Origin of the sequence: Shewanella sp. 10N.286.52.E4 (genome assembly GCF_041468785.1) — a bacterium.
In the GTDB taxonomy this organism is placed as follows: Bacteria; Pseudomonadota; Gammaproteobacteria; order Enterobacterales; family Shewanellaceae; genus Shewanella; species Shewanella electrodiphila.
In genome coordinates, this window is record NZ_JBFRJJ010000010.1 from 86,944 (window position 1) to 105,604 (window position 18,661).

Consider the following 18,661-nt stretch of genomic DNA (forward strand, 5'->3'; position numbering starts at 1 on the left):
TGCTTCTTGCTTCTTGCTTCAAGCATCAGCCAAGTAATTTACGCATCACAAAATTATTAATTTTCTGATCTCTTACCGCCACACTTTGGGCCTCTTCTTCCACAAAACCATAGCGGCTGAAAAATGGTTTTGCGGTAATACTCACTTCAGCATACAAACTATTAAGCGTTAACTTTGCAGCCTTGTTGAAGATCGCTTGCATTAATGCATCACCCACACCTTGCCTTTGAAAATCTGCGCTGCAGTAAAAGTGATCGATATAACCGTCATCTTGAAGATCGGCAAAACCTGCGATAACACCATTAACTTCAGCCACAAACGGATTAATTTTTGTCACTCTTTGTACCCAAGCACTTTCATTGTATTCATGAGGCGCCCATGCCGTTACCTCAGCTAACGAATAGTGCTGGCTATTAACATTATGGATGGTATTAAGCTTTAGCTGCCACAAAGGCTTTATGTCGCTTATGGTAAAACGCCTTACGTTAATCATGAGCCTACCTTGATACTTGTGTTTTTACTTATATGATTGAACCCGATCTTTTCTCGACAGACAAACGCCCAAACGATATCTAGCTCTAGGCTTATTTTTTCCAACCTACATTCAGTTTCCACACAAATCAAAGAGTAAACCTTAACTCCCTCTATCACCTCGTTGTTGATAAAAACATCAAATTTACAATACTTGACCTAAAATGAGTGTTCATAAAACAGGCAAATAAAGTTAGATCAACGTCACAAGTCAGCTTTCAAAATTGAAGTAGCATCAAAAGCCAAAGACATAATCAATACGACAACCGGATATCAATCTTTGTAGAAATAGATCGCTTATTGAGTAAGCAAACGTACTAATCAATGGCTTTTTATTAGAAGACGTCACGCTCATAGCACACTTACGCTGTTTCATTAATTGTAACGAGTTAGCAGCAATTTAATTTTTCCTAATTAAGCAATACCAGAATAAAGCGATTACGCTGATTTGTTTAATCAATTTTAAAACAACACAGAAATACTCAATACTGTAAATATTAAGTTTGAGAATGGTTTGCACATTATTTTATGGATGAAGGAGATTAACCGATGACTAAAGGTAAATGCCCAGTAATGCACGGCGGCGCAACTGAAAGCGGTATGTCCAATATGGAGTGGTGGCCTAAAGCCCTGAACCTCGACATATTACATCAGCACGATAGTAAGACTAACCCACTTACTAATGATGTTAACTATCGAGAAATAGTTAAAACACTGGATGTATCTTCCCTCAAAAATGACTTACATGCTCTCATGACTGATAGCCAAGCGTGGTGGCCTGCTGATTGGGGCCACTATGGTGGTTTGATGATACGCATGACTTGGCATGCTGCAGGGACTTATCGAGTTGCAGATGGCCGAGGTGGTGCTAGCACGGGGAATCAACGATTCGCGCCACTTAATTCTTGGCCTGACAACGTTAACCTAGATAAAGCAAGACGCCTACTTTGGCCAATAAAGAAAAAATACGGCAATAAGCTCAGTTGGGCAGATTTAATCGCTTATGCCGGCACTATTGCCTATGAATCAATGGGTTTGAAAACCTTCGGATTCGCATTTGGACGAGAAGACATTTGGCATCCAGAAAAAGACATTTATTGGGGCTCAGAAAAAGAATGGCTTGCACCAAGTGGCGGTGAAGGCAGTCGTTATTCTGGAGAACGTGATTTAGATAACCCCCTTGCTGCCGTCATGATGGGATTGATTTATGTTAATCCTGAAGGCGTAGATGGGAAACCAGATCCCCTCAAAACAGCCCAGGACGTTCGAGTAACATTTGAACGTATGGCAATGAATGATGAAGAAACTGTTGCTCTTACTGCGGGCGGACACACGGTAGGTAAGTGCCACGGTAACGGTGATGCTAATTTATTAGAAGCTGATCCAGAAGGCGCTGAAATAGAAGACCAGGGCTTTGGTTGGTTAAACAAGACTAAACGAGGTATTGGCCGAAATACCGTATCAAGTGGTATTGAAGGTGCTTGGACAACCCACCCAACAAAGTGGGATAACGGTTACTTCCAACTATTGCTAAACCATGAGTGGCAACTACAAAAAAGTCCCGCTGGGGCATGGCAGTGGGAACCTATCGATATCAAAGAAGAAGATAAACCTGTCGATGTTGAAGATCTAACAACCCGATACAACCCGATCATGACCGATGCCGATATGGCCATGAAGGTAGATCCTGAGTATCGAAAAATATCTGAGCGATTTTATCAAGATCCAGCCTATTTCTCAGAAGTCTTTGCTCGTGCGTGGTTTAAATTGACTCACCGAGACTTGGGACCTAAAGCTCGCTATATCGGACCTGATGCACCGCAAGAAGATTTAATTTGGCAAGATCCAGTTCCTGCTGGTGCAACTGATTATGATATTCAATCAGTTAAAGACAAGATCATAGCATCAGGACTCAGCACTAACGAGATGGTAACCACAGCTTGGGACAGCGCTAGAACGTTCCGTGGTTCTGACAAGCGAGGCGGCGCCAATGGAGCACGCATTCGTCTAGCACCGAATAAAGACTGGCAAGGTAACGAACCAGAGCGTTTAGCTAAAGTGCTTTCTGTCTATGAAGATATTGCTAATCAAACAGGTGCCAGTATTGCAGACGTTATTGTATTAGGTGGTAATGCGGGCATTGAAGCTGCTGCCAAAAAAGCAGGTGTCGATATTGTTGTACCATTCTCTGCTGGACGCGGCGATGCTACAGATGCAATGACAGATGCAGCTTCTTTTGACGTACTTGAGCCACTTCATGATGGCTTTAGAAACTGGCTGAAAAAAGACTATGTGGTCAGTGCTGAAGAACTCTTGTTAGATCGTTCTCAACTCATGGGACTAACTGCATGTGAAATGACATTACTCGTCGGTGGTATGCGTGTTATTGGTACAAACTATGGCGGTACTAAACACGGAGTCTTTACTGATAACGAAGGCGCATTGACCAACGACTTCTTCGTTAATCTGACCGATATGAAGTACAGCTGGAAACCAGCTGCAAAGAACCTATATGACATTGTCGACCGTCAAACTGACCAGCTAAAGTGGACTGCCACTCGCGTTGATCTTGTCTTCGGCTCAAACTCTATTTTACGTGCTTATGCCGAGTTATACGCACAAGATGACAACAAAGAAAAGTTTGTAAACGACTTCGTCGCAACATGGGTGAAATTAATGAATGCTGACAGGTTTTAAACAAAGCTAACCGCTTAACACCAAACTAGCCTGTGGTGAGTAGCACGCCTACTCACCCGCAGGACGACTTTTAAACATATTAATTTTTACACCTCAAGTAACACTTAAGGTGTAACAGCTTACAAATATCAGATACGAGGAATGAGTTATGACAGATATTGATATTGGCATTAGTAAAGAAAACAGAGCAGAGATTGCATATGGTCTAAAGCGATTGCTTGCTGACTCTTACACCTTATATTTACAAACTCATAATTTCCATTGGAATGTAACAGGCCTGCAATTTCGCGAATTACACTTAATGTTCGAGGAGCACTATACCGAACTGGCAACTGCAGTCGACGACATAGCAGAACGTATTCGTACGCTTGATGAACCTGCTCCAGGTACTTATAAAGAGTTTGCCGAACTCAGTTCAATTATTGAAGTTGATGGTGTACCTACATCAATAGAAATGGTTAAGCTACTGACAAAAGGCCATGAGCAAGTGATAAAAACGGCGCGAAGCGTGTTAAAAATAGCCCAAGAGGCTGATGATGAATCAACGGCTTCACTGGTGTCAGATAGAATGGGGATCCATGAAAAAACAGCTTGGATGTTAAGAGCAACTGTTAAGTAATAAACCCTTATTTTAATACTTACTCTCTGCAGAGAAATGGAGCTGTGCTAATTATTATATTGGCACAGTTTCATTATCAACACCTGCACCTGCCTGCAGTCAACACAGTCAACACAGTCAACACAGTCAACACAGTCAACACAGTGATTAAAGCCCTATCTCAATGCTCTTAAACTACAGCTTGCAATAACTGATTTCAGAATAGACGATTCAAGTTAGCAACCGCAGTTTTCTACTAAATGCTGACATTGTCTATTAATGACTTTTGTCGAAAGGCATGATTCTAAAGAATATATAAATGAAGTTAATTTATTCTCTCACCTTCTTATTTAATATAAAGTTAAGTACTTATTTGAACCTAAGCTTGAAAATGACCCATAAAAAAACCGCTGCAAAGGCAGCGGTTTTTTAATTAAAGAGTTTAGTTAATAATTACTTATTAGCTTCACGTTCTTTAACTTCAGCAATTACTTTTTCAGAAACACTGTTTGGACATGGTGAGTAGTGAGCGAATTCCATAGAGAATTGGCCACGACCTGATGTCATAGTACGTAGTGAACCGATGTAACCGAACATTTCTGATAACGGTACGTCAGCTTTAATACGAACACCAGTAACACCAGCCATTTGGTCTTTGATCATACCACGGCGACGGTTAAGGTCACCAATAACGTCACCGACGTTATCATCTGGGCTGAATACATCAACGTTCATGATAGGCTCAAGAAGTTGTGCACCGGCTTTAGGCATAGACTGACGGAATGCGCCTTTAGCAGCAATTTCGAACGCGATAGCTGACGAATCAACTGCGTGGAAAGCACCATCTAAAAGTTCTAATTCAACATCTAATACTGGGAAACCAGCAACAGTACCAGTTCCCATCAATGATGCGAAACCTTTCTCAACTGCAGGCCAGAATTCTTTCGGTACGTTACCACCAACAACTTTAGAGCTGAAAGTGAAACCAGTGTTTTGCTCACCTGGACGGATGATGTAGTCAATTTTACCAAACTGACCAGAACCACCAGACTGTTTCTTATGCGTGTAGCTATCTTCGATTTCACGAGTAATAGTTTCACGGTAAGCAACTTGAGGTTCACCAACGATTAAGTCAACACCGTAAGTACGCTTAAGGATGTCTACTTTAATGTCTAAGTGAAGCTCACCCATACCTTTAAGGATGGTTTCGCCTGAATCTTCATCAGTTTCTACGCGGAAAGATGGATCTTCTGCAATCATTTTACCGATAGCGATACCCATTTTCTCTGAACCACCTTTATCTTTAGGTGCTACAGCGATAGAGATAACTGGCTCTGGGAATACCATTGCTTCAAGAGTACAAGGATGTTTAACATCACATAAAGTGTGACCAGTTTGAACATTCTTCATACCAACGATAGCGATAATATCACCAGCTTGCGCTGAATCTAATTCGTTACGCTCATCAGCTTGCATCTCAACCATACGACCAACACGTTCAGTTTTACCTGTAAACGAGTTAAGGATGGTGTCACCTTTCTTGATCTTACCTGAGTAGATACGTACGAAAGTTAGTGCACCAAAACGGTCATCCATGATTTTGAATGCTAAAGCTTTGAATGGCTCGTCAACTGAAACTAAAGCGTGCTCGCCTGTTTCGTTACCTTCTTCATCAGTAAGAGGCTGAGGATCAACTTCAACTGGATCAGGTAGGTAGTCAACAACAGCATCAAGAAGAAGCTGCATACCTTTGTTCTTGAACGCAGAACCACAGTATGTTGGGAAGAATGCCATTGTACGAGTACCCTTACGGATACAACGCTTAATGTCTTCCATAGCAGGCTCTTCGCCTTCCATGTAAGCTTCCATTAGATCGTCGTCTTGCTCAACAGCAGTTTCGATTAGCATTTCACGGTATTCTTCTACCATGTCAACCATATCAGCTGGAACGTCTTCGATCTTGTAGTTTTCAGCTTCACCAGTTTCATCCCATATCCAAGCTTTACGAGTTAATAGGTCAACAACACCTGTAAACTCATCTTCGATACCAATCGGTAAAACCATAACTAATGGGTTAGCTGCAAGAACATCTTGAGTTTGCTTAACAACGCGTAAGAAATCAGCACCCATACGGTCTAATTTGTTTACGAAGATGATACGAGCTACTTCTGATTCGTTAGCATAGCGCCAGTTAGTTTCTGACTGAGGCTCAACACCACCAGAACCACAGAATACACCAACACCACCATCAAGAACTTTAAGCGAACGATATACTTCAACAGTGAAGTCAACGTGGCCTGGAGTGTCGATAACGTTAAAACGGTGGTCATTCCAGAAACAGCTTACTGCTGCTGACTGAATGGTAATACCGCGCTCAGCTTCCTGTTCCATGAAGTCAGTAGTAGATTCACCATCATGCACTTCACCGATCTTGTGGATCTTACCGGTTAGCTTAAGGATACGCTCGGTGGTCGTGGTTTTACCCGCGTCAACGTGAGCGAAGATACCAATGTTTCTGTATTTGGATAATTCGGTCATGATTCAACTTTAATGATTAGTTAAGAGGTACACGGAGTATGAAAAAAGCTTAACACACCGCACATCTGGTTATTTTAGGCGCATATTGTAAGTGGGAACCTTCAAATGCGCAAATAGGACTTGCAAAATTTATCACATTTTGCAAAAAAAAATTGCCTTTAATTTCATTATTCCTAAATAAAACAATAAAATAAAAGTTATTGTTTATTTTTCAAACAACTTAGTTTTTCAGACCCAAATCGTGTATTTTTTATGACGAATAGGTTGAGTAAGACATTTTTTCTGCAATCGGCAACAAAAAAGCGAATTTATATCAATTCATTCAATCTTAATTACGTTAATTTGTGTCGAGTTCAATCTTGCATAGCGATAAAAAATCCCCAGTTTTTCAACTGAGGATTTAATTAAGCAATTTTGTTAGCGTAATAGCATTGCTATCACGCTAATTGATTGTTACTCACCATCAATAGGTAAAATAACAAACAGTAAATCGCCTTGAGAAACCTGCTGGCCATTACCATTCAGAATACGCTCAATTCGGTATTTCTGATTTTCAGGGTACAGCACAGCGTTTTGACGGTTAAATCCAGCTAGAGTTACTTGCGAGAACATCTTCATCGCTTCTGTCAGCGCTAAATTCTGATCCACAGTAACAATGTCACCTTCTTTAACAAAGTCTGGCTCACCTGGTGCTGGTGAGGTATAGAAGATACCTGCACCTTGTGCCAATACTTTAAGCTCATTACTTTCAGCAACGCGCAGTGATTCAGTATCTAAACCGACCGTTTCAGCAGCGGCTTCCATTTCAGCAACTAGTGCAGGCACATCTAACTCAGCCATTAAGCGCGGCAAGTAGTTTGTATCGTAAACACCTTCATTAAACGTCGCATCTTTAAGAATCAGCTTCAATAATGGAATATTGGTTGCGATACCTTTAATCACGACATTATCAAGATACTCAGACATCTTAGTGACAACATCTTCACGTGATTCGCCGCGAATAATGATTTGTGCAATTAAGCTATCGTAGTACGGCGATACTTCTTTGCCAGTCTCAGCAATAGAAATGATTTCAATGTCATCACGTTCAGGCATAACGCATTCAGTGATCATTCCTGGGTTAGGTAATAACTGCAGTACACCTTCACTATCAAGTGCTGCTTTTTCAGCTGTTACGCGCACTTCCATGGCGTAACCTTGATCAACAGGTTGTAGATCTTCAATTGAACGGCCCGCAGCAATATCAAACTGTGCACTTACAATATCGATTCCTGATGTCGCTTCCGTTACTGGATGCTCTACCTGAAGACGGGTATTCATTTCCATGAAATACACTTCGTTAGCATCAAGGTTGTAAATGAATTCAACCGTACCTGCGCCCATGTAATCAGTCGCATCACCTAAAGCACGAGTATATTCAAGTACACGTTGTTTCAGCTCTTCAGGCAACATAGTAGAACCAGACTCTTCAATCACTTTCTGGTTGTTGCGTTGCACTGAACAGTCACGAATACCCAATACTTTGGTGTTACCAAATTTATCACGTAATAACTGAACTTCGATGTGACGCAGAGACGTTACATACTTCTCTAAATATAAATCGCCATTACCAAAGGCTGCTGCGGCTTCTGTAGAGGTCTTTTGGAATAAACCAATCATGTCTTCAGGCTTAGTGACAACCTGAATACCTTTACCGCCACCACCTTGTACCGCTTTAAGCAACACTGGGTAACCAATTTCAAGTGCAACGTTCACCGCTTGCTCAGCGTTAGTCAAAATACCGTGTGAACCAGGTACTACCGGTACATTTTGGTCCTGTGAAGTCTTAATCGCATTTGATTTGTTACCCATCGTCGTCATTGAATGCACACTTGGACCAACAAAGTTAACGCCATTGTTAACACATAGAGCCGCAAACTGTGGGCTTTCTGATAAGAAACCAATACCTGGGTGAAGCGCATCAACGTTTTCGTAATCAGCAACTTTCAATACAGAGTATGCATTCAAGTAACTTTCGTCAGATGTATTACCACCAATACAAACAAGCTTATCGTTCACCTTAAGCATATCTGCTGGGACTGAAGTCATATCTGGATCTGATGCCACAAGTACGACGTTAATCTTGTTATCGTGTGCTTTGCGGATCAGTTTAACCGCTGTACAGCCACGAGCATGTACTAAGACCTTATCGATAGGCTTCATTAGCTCACGAGGGTCGTCTTGAACAATCTTCTCTTCTATTGCTTTCACTTCAGGCACTAAGCTTGATAGTGCTTTAGCAATGATTTCATTGGCATGTAAATTAGGTAGCGGCATTAATGGGTCAATGCTTGATAAATGGCTATCTAACGTATCGCTGAACGGATTGTGAACCAAACCAGTCATTGCACCAGGTACTTTCGACAAATAGTTCGATAGCGTTGCTGTAGACGGTAAGTAAGCAGGTACTACCATTTGGCCAGCAAATGGCATGTTGGTGCCAGATAGGTAATAAGTTTGCACTAATGGATGGGTAACAAAACTTGCTTGTGCACCACCGGTACAATCACCAAAACCGAACATCAATACTGGTAATTCGTTATCACGGACAAAACGCGTGATACGGTCATTAACCACAGCCATTGAGAATAGTGCAGCTGCACCTTCTTTGGTTTGCATACCACCAGAACTGATGAAGCACACCACTGGCAATTTACGCTTAGCACATTCAATCAATAGCGCGCTGAATTTTTCAGCACTGGCCATATCGAATGCACCCGCTTGGAAAGCAATATTTGATACGGCAACACCAACGCGATGTTTGTTATCACCATGCTCAAAGTCAGCGACACCGGTAATCAAACCACATGGGCGAATGCCTTTGTCTAATGCATCTTCAATTGATAAACGGAAACCTGGGAAGTTAAGTAAGTTAGCCGACATTTTGTCGCCATTTAACTCTTCAAATTCAGTGAAGAACTTACCTATAACATTCTCCCAACCCATTTTTCCTTGGCGCTTTTCGTCGCGAAGTACTTTTTGGATTAATAGATCTTGATAGCCCATGGTGAGGCGGTTCCAGAAATCTTTACGACGACCAATACGCACAGGGTTAATTGCACCTGTGTACTTGCTTTGGTCTTCTTCACTGTCAAAGTATTCAGGTAATAAACGCTCAAAGAAATAGGTCAAGATAACGAATAAGCTGTCGTTTAATTGTGGGTTACCAACACTCTTCCATTGCTCTACACGTGTCAGTAATTCTGCACGGTTAGATTGGTCCATGAAGAATTTAAGCCATTTATAGAACTTAGCTTTATCGTTTGCGTCATCATTTTTTGAGAGTGCAATATCGATAGAGGTATGTAGTAGCTTATCAACTGACTCACGAGAAAGACTCTTAGACATCATCGCTTCTTTCGAAATCGACGCTAAGTTCTGAACCACATTGTCGTATAACGCATTAAAGATAAGTACGTTATGACATTGCCAAATGAAATCTTCACGCAGCTCATCGTTAACTACAATATCCAGTACTGTTAACTGGTTTAATTCTGGCCAAGGTGCTTGCGTTTTAGATGCAGGTAATGACTCAAGGTGTTTAATTAATCCCTTAAAGTTGTTAGCTGCGTTACTCTTCCAGCGATGATATAAAGACCAACCAATGTTGAACAATAATGCTTTACGGGCTTTTTTATAGTTCTCTTTTGGTTCACCTAAAATGAAACGTGTAATCACGTTACGCTCAGTAGAGATTTCATTACGCTTACTATCGAACGTGCCCCAAAGCTTATTCAATTCTTCATCGTAAACCAGCTTATCAGGTGTTGATAACCAAGCTTGGAAGACACTGTCTTGCTCTTGCTGGATACGTTCAAGTAAGTCCCCTTCTGGCACACTCACTTTTGATAAACGACCGTACTGTTCAACAGAAATTGAATGAATACGGCTACGCAGTGTCAGGTAACGTAAATAACGGTATGCACTACCAAATAGATTGTGGTGCATTGTAGGGCTACTAGCGACAGCTAAACCTTGGTTGTTTTCAAGCGCTACAAGATTCTTAGATGGGTCTAAGTAACGCGACAAACTACGGTCGTAATGTTCACGTAAATCGGCTGATTCACGTACGAAATTAATTGCAGCAGTCTCAACAGCTTCAATACTACTGATAATAGCGCGGCGAAGATTATGCTGACGCTCATCTTTATCGTAAGGAGAGAAATCTACGATTCCATCAATACAACCAGCAGTAAGTAACTCTTCAGGCGAAACACCCACTGATTTAGCACATTCTTGCCAAGATAAGTTGTACTTACGTGCAATTGATTGCAAACCTTGAGGCTGAATAGTATTGAAAATACCATCACGTAGTGAAAGTAAGATGTTCGCTGCAGCTAATGGAATTGCGCCACCTGAGTAACCTGCGCCGATAACAATACCGACGGTAGGCACGTCAACGTTAGCACTTTCAGCAATCGCTTTAGAAATTGTGTGAGCTTGGTTTTGGCTGTTAGCGACTTCACCCGCATCGGCACCTGGAGTATCAATTAAATAAACGATTGGCATTGATAGTTCAGAGAAGTGACGAATAGCTTTACATGCAGCTAAGTGATGTTCTGGCATCCAAGCGCCATTACCCGTAGTTCTTTCTTGGGCAATAAAACCAACACGACGAGTACGAGAACCAAAGTTTAATTCGATTTCCGCACTGTAGAATGCACCAAGGTGAGTTTCGCTAATCATCTTACCTTTAAGATCAGCAATAACACGCTTTGCACTTGGGCGATTCTTATCTTGAGTTGGCTGAATGACTTTCGTCACGTAGGTATCGACATCTAATGTCGCTAACTCTTTTAAGTTTGATTGAATTGCATCTTCAGATAACAATCCTTTAATTTCTTCGGCCAAAGATTGCTTGCTATGAGCAGGAAATAATGAAAAATCTTTAGCTAAATGTTCCGCTTGTAAAAATAGCGGATCAGCCGCTTGAGCTGTTGTCTTGTTTACGGGCTGCTTTTTGCTAGTCATCAAAAGATCCTCTGCTTATATAGCCTCTAAAATTTTTAGACGGTAAATATAACTTTGTTCCCTGTCAAATTACCATTAAACTATCGGAGACGCTTTGTTCCATTTTTGAGACAGTGAGGCTAAGGTGCCTGATTTAAACGGTATGATGCTGTTTGCAGCAGTAGTTAGAGCAAAAGGTTTTTCCCAAGCAGCCCGAGACATCGGACAACCAAAATCAACCATTAGTCGCAAGGTTGCTCAGCTAGAAGAGCAGCTAGGCGTGCGGTTACTGCAACGTGACACCCGTAATTTAAGTCTCACTCAAGTCGGTTCGTTATTCTTTCAACACTGTGATTCTATCAGTCAAGAAATCGATGCTGCCAAAGCCATTATTGAAAATACCCATAATGATATCTCAGGTTCACTACGAGTGGCCATACCAGTCTCATTCTCCCAAGAAGTGATCGCTAACTTATGCAGTAGCTTTATGCGCCTTTATCCTAATATCGAACTGGACGTTCAATTTACCGACAGTAATGTTGGCTTAGTCGGTGAAGGATATGACATCGCCATTAAATATGGTCCACTAGAATCTTCTGACTTAGTGGCTAAACTGTTATTTGAACGTCAACCTATTTTAGTCGCAAGTCCCGGATATCTCAAAAAATCAGGCACCCCTGCTACCCCACAAGAGTTGGCACAACACAGCGGCATATTATTAGGCACCAGTTTATCCGCGCCAATTTGGCCTGTGGGTAAAGGTAGTCGCAAGACCATGGCAAGCTTTCAACGTAAAGTGAGAGTGAACAGTGCCAGTATGGTCAAACGCTTAGCACAAGATGACTTTGGCATTGCGATGTTATCAAATAACAGTTGTAAGCAAGAGCTTGCTGCAGGCAGCCTAGTGCCGATATTACAAGAATGGCCAATGGAATCATTTAAAGTTTATGGCGTCTATTCAAGCCGTAAGCAATTAGCCAATAATATTAGTGCCTTTCTAGACTTTTTTGCCAAACGATATAGTAGCCAAGAGTCTTTGCAATCAATAATGAATTAGTATGAAAGCCGTGGTAAATTAAACCATAACAACGAAAAGACATCCTAAAGGAATAGCCATGTTCAAGCCCTTAATTATCAGCACCTTAATTGCTGCAGCACTGTTAACGTCAGCAGCCAGTTGTGCCAAAAATGATGCCGCAAACCTAGACGTTGAAGAATTACGTTTACCTAAAGTGATGGATGTTATGGCGGATGTGGCGAACCGTTTTGATAATTTAAATAGTCAATTAGATAGCCAGCTTAGTGCCTCAACAGATGAGTTAGCCATTACCCAAATGGTTGCCTCGCAAGGTACAAAATTATGGCAACAAGCTGTCGCAGATGTAAAAGCGGGCAACTACGATGACCGCGCGCTTTACTGGAGCCGATTGGCAATGCGCCAAACCTTAAAAACCGCTGATGCAGGCTATAACATCGTCCCTTGGCAACGAGACATTCTTGTTAAGGCATTTGAAAAGTCTTCTCGTGGTTTAAGCGATATTCACTTTAAACCAGAAACTCGCATCAAAATTTTACTGACAGGTTTTGATCCTTTCTTTTTAGATAAAGACATCACCCAAAGCAATCCATCAGGCTTAACAGCATTAGCACTCGACGGTATGACGTTTGATGTTAATGGACAGCAAGCACAAATTGAAACCGTGATGATCCCAGTCAGATTTGCCGACTTTGATAACGGCATTATCGAATCATTACTCACACCAATGTATCGCGATAACAGCATCGATATGATTTTCACTGTGAGTATGGGACGCGATGACTTTGATATTGAACGCTTTCCGGCTCGCGGCAGAAGTGCAGCAGCCCCAGATAACTTAAATGTTTATACTGGCGCGAACAAAGCAGCACCTAAAGCGCCGTTTTTTAATGGTGGCACATTAAATGGTCCAGAGTTTGTTGAGTTTTCCTTACCTGTAAGCGCCATGCAAAAAGCAGAAGGCCAATGGCAGGTGAATGATAATCATCAAGTCACTACTATCAGCCGTGGACAGTTTGATGCGAAATCAATTTATGAATTGGCAAATGAAACCTCGGTAGAAGGTTCAGGTGGTGGTTATTTATCAAATGAGATTTCATACCGCAGTATCTTACTCAAACAACAATTTAACCGTGATATTCCAGTAGGTCACATTCATACCCCGAGAGTCAGCGGCTATGATGCAGATACTGAATGGGCTATCGTTGAGCAAATCGTTGAAATGGTAAAACTGGCAGCAGCTGAATAATCAATGCTATAAATGGATTTGCTGCAACCGGATTGCAGCAATCCAGCTCCACAAGATATACTCACTGATATCACCATTGTTGGGTACCAACTCTCCATAACAATGTATTGTGATTATACATTCATGAACCACGATTATTTGAGTCAGGTACAAGCCAGCTTCTATGTTCAAAACCTTGTTTAGTCGCCCAACAAAGCTCTCTTCTACCAAAGCAAGCAGTGTGGGTTCATCCCATACCCGCTCTATAGCTAAAAGCTGCCTACCTAAAACTGAAGTTCAACAAACTGTACTTAAAAAGATTGAAGCTGATTACCAACAGGCAGAGGCAATTCTCGGGCGTCAATTCCCAAGACCCATTGTTCAATTTACCTTAAGAGGAAAAAGTGCAGGTACAGCACATTTACAGCTGAATAAATTACGCTTTAATCCTGTGTTACTTGAAGAAAACAGTACGGAATTTATTGAACAAGTCGTGCCACATGAAATTAGCCATCTGTTAAGTTATCAATTATTTGGGCGAGTAAAGCCCCATGGCGTTGAATGGCAGCGCATCATGCACCAAGTTTATAACGTCCCAGCACACACCACTCATCAACTTAATACCCAGTCTGTAGCAGGTAAACAGTTCGAGTATTATTGTGCATGTGGCCCAGTGCAGTTATCAATTAGACGCCACAATAAAGTATTGCGCAATCAAACCCAGTATCGCTGTAAAAACTGCTCGCAAGTGCTGGCAGCAAAAGCATAATAAATAGCTTATTTGATTAGTTAATCTGATTGCATCACAGGTACCAATCCCTTACCATCCTTCGCAAATATCAACTGATACCAACCCGTATCAATTGTGCCGTATTAATGAAGTTAGGGTTTATTGTGTCGTACCATAAAACAAACAAAATATATCAACTGCCAACACTGCTGTTTATCTTTCTTGCTGTCATTATCACAAGTTATAGCGCGCAAGCAGCAAAGCACCCCACTAGTTTTAGAAGTGCTAAAAAAGTCGCTCAAAAAATTTATAGTACTTCTTTGCCTATGACGAGCTTCTATTGTGGTTGTGATATCAATGTCGTTGGTAAACAATGGAAACCAGATTTAGACAGTTGCGGCTATCAAGTCCGTAAGCAAATCCCAAGAGCCAATAGAATTGAATGGGAACATGTGGTCTCGGCGTGGGAATTTGGTCATCAGCTGCAATGTTGGCAAGATGGTGGGCGTAAGAATTGTGGCAGAACCTGTAGCCAATTTAAAAAAATGGAATCTGACTTGCACAACCTAACCCCTGCTGTCGGTGAAGTGAACGGCGATAGAAGTAACTACCGATTTAGCGAATGGAATGGACAAGCCACTCAATACGGCCAGTGTGCTATGGTAGTCGACTTTAAAGGTCGTAAGGCTCAGCCGCCAAAGCAAAGTCGCGGCGCCATTGCTCGAACATATTTTTATATGCAACAAGACTATGGATTATCTATTTCTTCCAGCCAAAAACGCTTATTTGAAGCATGGAATAAAACTTATCCAGTTGATCAAGTAGAATGTCTACGGGATCAACTTATTGCAAAAAACCAAGGCAATCATAATAGTTTTGTCTTAAAACAATGTCAGAATCTCGGCCTCATTGATTAAGGATCTACTATGCGCGTCCCAAGAATTTATCAACCTATCAATGAACTTACTGTTAATCAGCAAGTAAAACTAGACGAAGATGGTGCTGCACATATCGGCCGAGTGTTACGCATGAATGAAGGTGACAACATTAGCCTGTTCTGTGGTGATGGCTATGATTATCTTGCAACCATTGTCAGTGCGAATAAGAAAAACGTCACCGTTGAGATTATCGAACAAACAGCTAACGAATCTGAATCACCTCTGAATTTGCATTTAGGTCAGGTAATTTCTCGAGGTGACAGAATGGACTTCACCATTCAAAAATCAGTTGAATTAGGTGTTACCACGATTACACCGCTGTTTTCTGATCGATGCGGCGTCAAACTCAGTGGCGAGCGCCTAGAAAAGAAAATCAATCAGTGGCAAAAAATTGTCATCAGTGCCTGCGAACAATCAGGGCGCAGTTTTGTGCCTACAGTCAGACCTGCAATGACTTTAAGCCAATGGTGCGCAGAGCAAACAGATGCAGTAAAGTTGAACCTGCACCCTCGGGCAGCACATGGTATTAATGGTTTATCATTAAAAAATAACAAAGTGCGGTTATTAATTGGCCCAGAAGGCGGTCTATCAGAAGAAGAGATCGCCATGACAGAAACGCACCTCTTTACAGACGTATTACTTGGCCCACGAGTGTTACGAACAGAAACAGCTTCACTAACTGCGATTACCGCTTTGCAACTAAGATTCGGTGATATCGGTTAATCAATGATATAAGCATTGAGAAAATAAGGATAAAAGTATGATCAAGCTCGGCATAGTAATGGATCCAATCAGCGACATTAACATTAAAAAAGACTCTAGCTTTGCCATGTTAATGGCTGCTCAGTCACGCGGTTACCAACTGTATTATATGGAAATGCAAGATCTTGCCATGGTAAATGGTAAGGCAATGGCCAATATGCGTTCGTTAACAGTTGAAGATAACGCCGACAAGTGGTTTGAATTAGGTGAAAGCATCGACACACCACTTGCTGATTTAGACGTCATTTTAATGCGTAAAGATCCGCCTTTTGATACTGAATTTATCTATGCCACTTATATGCTTGAACGCGCTGAAGAAGAAGGCGTTTTGATCGTCAATAAGCCGCAAAGCCTTCGCGATGCTAATGAAAAGCTATTTACTGCTTGGTTCCCAGAATTTACCCCAGAAGCCGTTGTCACGCGCGATGCTAAACGTATCCGTGATTTCTTAGCTGAACAAGGCGATATCATTCTTAAGCCACTTGATGGAATGGGCGGCGCTTCAATTTTTCGCGTCAAACAGGATGATCCGAATATTGGGGTGATTTTAGAAACCTTAACCGAACACGGCACACGCTATGCGATGGCGCAAGGCTTTATCCCTGAAATTAAACAAGGTGATAAACGCATTTTAGTGGTTGATGGTGAACCCGTGCCTTATTCATTAGCGCGTATTCCAATGAAAGGCGAAACTCGCGGCAACTTAGCAGCTGGCGGAAGCGGTGTACCACAACCTTTATCAGAAAGTGATTTCCATATCGCTCGTACATTAGGTCCTGAGCTCAAAAAACGTGGGCTTATTTTTGTCGGTTTAGACGTGATTGGCGACAAACTCACCGAAATTAACGTCACTAGCCCCACTTGTATTAAAGAAATTGAAGCCGCATTTGATGTCGACATTACTGGCATGTTGATGGATGCCATTGAAGTACGAGTTAATAAACAAGCTTAATCTGTATCCAGCCTATTAACATTGTTGATAGGCTGGTGCTTTAAGTTTTGAACACGATAGTTTTTCAGGATTTACCATGCTAATAAGAACAACACTGAGCTTAATACTCGGGATAACCCTGTGCTTTTCTAATAGCACATTTGCTAACGAACAATTACTAGCAAAAGCTGATACTAAAGCTGAACAAACTGCATCACAGATCCAAGTGCACGTCTCTAGTGTATCGGACACTTCAATTATCAAAGCATCTGACAATGCGGCGAAAAAAGTAGATAACGAAGTCGACCCAACCACATTACCTGCTGATATCGTGGCGCCTATTACCAATATCGCCAGCAAACAAGTCAGAGTATCAACAGCACCATCTAAACCTAAAAACATGGTTATTATGATTGGTGATGGTATGGGACCCGCTTATACAACGGCCTATCGTTATTTCAAAGATAACCCTGAAACAGAAGAAATAGAACAAACAGTCTTCGACCGTTTGTTGGTTGGTATGGCAAGTACCTATCCAGCTTCTGTAAGTGGCTATGTCACCGACTCAGCGGCTTCGGCCACAGCACTTGCCACTGGTTTTAAAACCTATAATGGCGCGATTTCTGTTGATGTAGAGAAGCGTCCTCTCAAATCGATAATGGAGATGGCAAAAGAGCGCGGTTTATCAACCGGCCTTGCCGTCACTAGCCAAGTGAACCACGCCACGCCTGCGGCATTTTTCGCACATAATGAGCACCGCAGAAACTATGTTGAAATTGCTGAAGCTTATTTAGATTCAGATGCAGATGTCATATTGGGCGGCGGGCAAAAATATTTCTCTGATAGCTTACTCAAGCAATTTACTAACAAAGGCTACCAACACATTACTGAATTTTCAGAGCTTGAAAACATTTCTCAACCTAAAGTCCTTGGTCTATTTGCTGAAGTGCAATTGCCTTGGGTCATTGACGATAAGCAAGGCTACAAACTCAGTACATTAACCAAAAAGTCTTTGCAGTTATTATCTCAAAATGAACAAGGCTTTGTGTTAATTGTTGAAGGCAGCCTGATTGATTGGGCAGGACACTCCAATGACATTGCGACTGCAATGGGCGAGATGGACGAGTTTGCTAACGCAATTGAAGTGGTAGAGCAATTTGTACGTGAAAGCCAAGATACCCTAATGGTCGTTACAGCCGATCATAATACCGGGGGTTTATCGATTGGTGCTAATGGTGAATATGCTTGGAAACCAGAGATACTGCATAACATTAACGCTTCACCAAACAAGATTGCAGAGCAGCTTATCGGCACTGATGATTGGCAAGCCAGTTTTAATAAATTTGTCGGCTTCGAAGCTTCTGAGCAAGAACTTAGCACTTTAGATACAGCGAGAATGCAAGGTCAAAAGCAGCTGACTAAGTCAATCATGACCATTATTGATTTACGTACTAACACTGGCTGGACTTCAGTGGGACATACTGCATCAGATGTACAAGTATTTGCTGCAGGGCCTGGTTCGCGTTTATTCAGTGGTCATCAAGATAACACTGAAATCGCAACTAAAATGATGAGTTTATTACCGCAAACCTCAAACTAAACAAGCACTTAATTAGATTTTTAATCAAATTAGTACTGACATTAAGAGCAACCCATTAAATCGATGAGTTGCTCTTTTTATTT

At 41.6% G+C, this 18,661-nt stretch carries 12 protein-coding genes; 9 read left to right on the forward strand and 3 right to left on the reverse strand.

All coding sequences use genetic code 11. From position 1 onward, the window contains the following. Positions 1–25 precede the first annotated feature (25 nt). Positions 26–493, reverse strand: a complete 468-nt coding sequence (locus tag AB4153_RS05510; protein WP_371996634.1) for a GNAT family N-acetyltransferase — start codon at positions 491–493, stop codon at positions 26–28. A gap of 587 nt (positions 494–1,080) precedes the next feature. On the opposite strand from AB4153_RS05510, the gene katG reads away from it, so the two are divergent. Continuing rightward, complete coding sequence (gene katG, locus AB4153_RS05515) at positions 1,081–3,228, forward strand: catalase/peroxidase HPI (RefSeq protein WP_371996635.1); 2,148 nt, start codon at positions 1,081–1,083, stop codon at positions 3,226–3,228. A gap of 148 nt (positions 3,229–3,376) precedes the next feature. Beyond that, positions 3,377–3,847 carry a Dps family protein gene (locus AB4153_RS05520; RefSeq protein ID WP_229368529.1) on the forward strand — a complete coding sequence of 157 codons (471 nt, stop codon included), beginning with the start codon at positions 3,377–3,379 and terminating at the stop codon, positions 3,845–3,847. 432 nt (positions 3,848–4,279) lie between these two features. On the opposite strand, the gene fusA is transcribed toward AB4153_RS05520, so the two are convergent. Then, positions 4,280–6,364, reverse strand: a complete 2,085-nt coding sequence (gene fusA, locus AB4153_RS05525; RefSeq protein ID WP_102526565.1) for an elongation factor G — start codon at positions 6,362–6,364, stop codon at positions 4,280–4,282. 453 nt (positions 6,365–6,817) lie between these two features. Continuing rightward, positions 6,818–11,374 carry a biotin carboxylase N-terminal domain-containing protein gene (locus tag AB4153_RS05530; RefSeq protein WP_102526566.1) on the reverse strand — a complete coding sequence of 1,519 codons (4,557 nt, stop codon included), beginning with the start codon at positions 11,372–11,374 and terminating at the stop codon, positions 6,818–6,820. A 124-nt stretch (positions 11,375–11,498) separates the two neighbouring features. Between AB4153_RS05530 and AB4153_RS05535 the strand changes: the two genes are divergently transcribed. The 7 genes from AB4153_RS05535 (at position 11,499) to AB4153_RS05565 (ending at position 18,578) form a co-directional block, all read left to right on the forward strand. Then, positions 11,499–12,410, forward strand: coding sequence for a LysR family transcriptional regulator (locus AB4153_RS05535; protein ID WP_371996637.1), 912 nt, complete (start codon positions 11,499–11,501; stop codon positions 12,408–12,410). 58 nt (positions 12,411–12,468) lie between these two features. Continuing rightward, the gene (locus tag AB4153_RS05540) at positions 12,469–13,638 is read left to right on the forward strand and encodes a hypothetical protein (protein ID WP_303514652.1); all 1,170 of its coding nucleotides are present in this window, start codon (positions 12,469–12,471) and stop codon (positions 13,636–13,638) included. 163 nt (positions 13,639–13,801) lie between these two features. After that, positions 13,802–14,386 carry a SprT family zinc-dependent metalloprotease gene (locus AB4153_RS05545; protein ID WP_102526569.1) on the forward strand — a complete coding sequence of 195 codons (585 nt, stop codon included), beginning with the start codon at positions 13,802–13,804 and terminating at the stop codon, positions 14,384–14,386. A gap of 167 nt (positions 14,387–14,553) precedes the next feature. Further along, positions 14,554–15,264: an endonuclease gene (locus tag AB4153_RS05550; protein WP_371996718.1), complete on the forward strand. Its 711-nt coding sequence runs from the start codon at positions 14,554–14,556 to the stop codon at positions 15,262–15,264. A gap of 9 nt (positions 15,265–15,273) precedes the next feature. Further along, positions 15,274–16,008 carry a 16S rRNA (uracil(1498)-N(3))-methyltransferase gene (gene rsmE / locus AB4153_RS05555; protein WP_229368525.1) on the forward strand — a complete coding sequence of 245 codons (735 nt, stop codon included), beginning with the start codon at positions 15,274–15,276 and terminating at the stop codon, positions 16,006–16,008. A gap of 37 nt (positions 16,009–16,045) precedes the next feature. Next, complete coding sequence (gene gshB / locus AB4153_RS05560; protein WP_248956245.1) at positions 16,046–16,999, forward strand: glutathione synthase; 954 nt, start codon at positions 16,046–16,048, stop codon at positions 16,997–16,999. A gap of 76 nt (positions 17,000–17,075) precedes the next feature. Further along, complete coding sequence (locus AB4153_RS05565) at positions 17,076–18,578, forward strand: alkaline phosphatase (protein WP_371996638.1); 1,503 nt, start codon at positions 17,076–17,078, stop codon at positions 18,576–18,578. Positions 18,579–18,661 lie beyond the last annotated feature (83 nt).

Coding starts and splice junctions, on each gene's coding strand:
- AB4153_RS05520 (WP_229368529.1), top strand. CDS start 3,377: ATGACAGATATTGATATTGGCATTAGTAAAGAAAACAGAGCAGAGATT.
- AB4153_RS05510 (WP_371996634.1), bottom strand. CDS start 493: ATGATTAACGTAAGGCGTTTTACCATAAGCGACATAAAGCCTTTGTGG.
- rsmE (WP_229368525.1), top strand. CDS start 15,274: ATGCGCGTCCCAAGAATTTATCAACCTATCAATGAACTTACTGTTAAT.
- fusA (WP_102526565.1), bottom strand. CDS start 6,364: ATGACCGAATTATCCAAATACAGAAACATTGGTATCTTCGCTCACGTT.
- gshB (WP_248956245.1), top strand. CDS start 16,046: ATGATCAAGCTCGGCATAGTAATGGATCCAATCAGCGACATTAACATT.
- AB4153_RS05545 (WP_102526569.1), top strand. CDS start 13,802: ATGTTCAAAACCTTGTTTAGTCGCCCAACAAAGCTCTCTTCTACCAAA.
- AB4153_RS05530 (WP_102526566.1), bottom strand. CDS start 11,374: ATGACTAGCAAAAAGCAGCCCGTAAACAAGACAACAGCTCAAGCGGCT.
- katG (WP_371996635.1), top strand. CDS start 1,081: ATGACTAAAGGTAAATGCCCAGTAATGCACGGCGGCGCAACTGAAAGC.
- AB4153_RS05565 (WP_371996638.1), top strand. CDS start 17,076: ATGCTAATAAGAACAACACTGAGCTTAATACTCGGGATAACCCTGTGC.
- AB4153_RS05540 (WP_303514652.1), top strand. CDS start 12,469: ATGTTCAAGCCCTTAATTATCAGCACCTTAATTGCTGCAGCACTGTTA.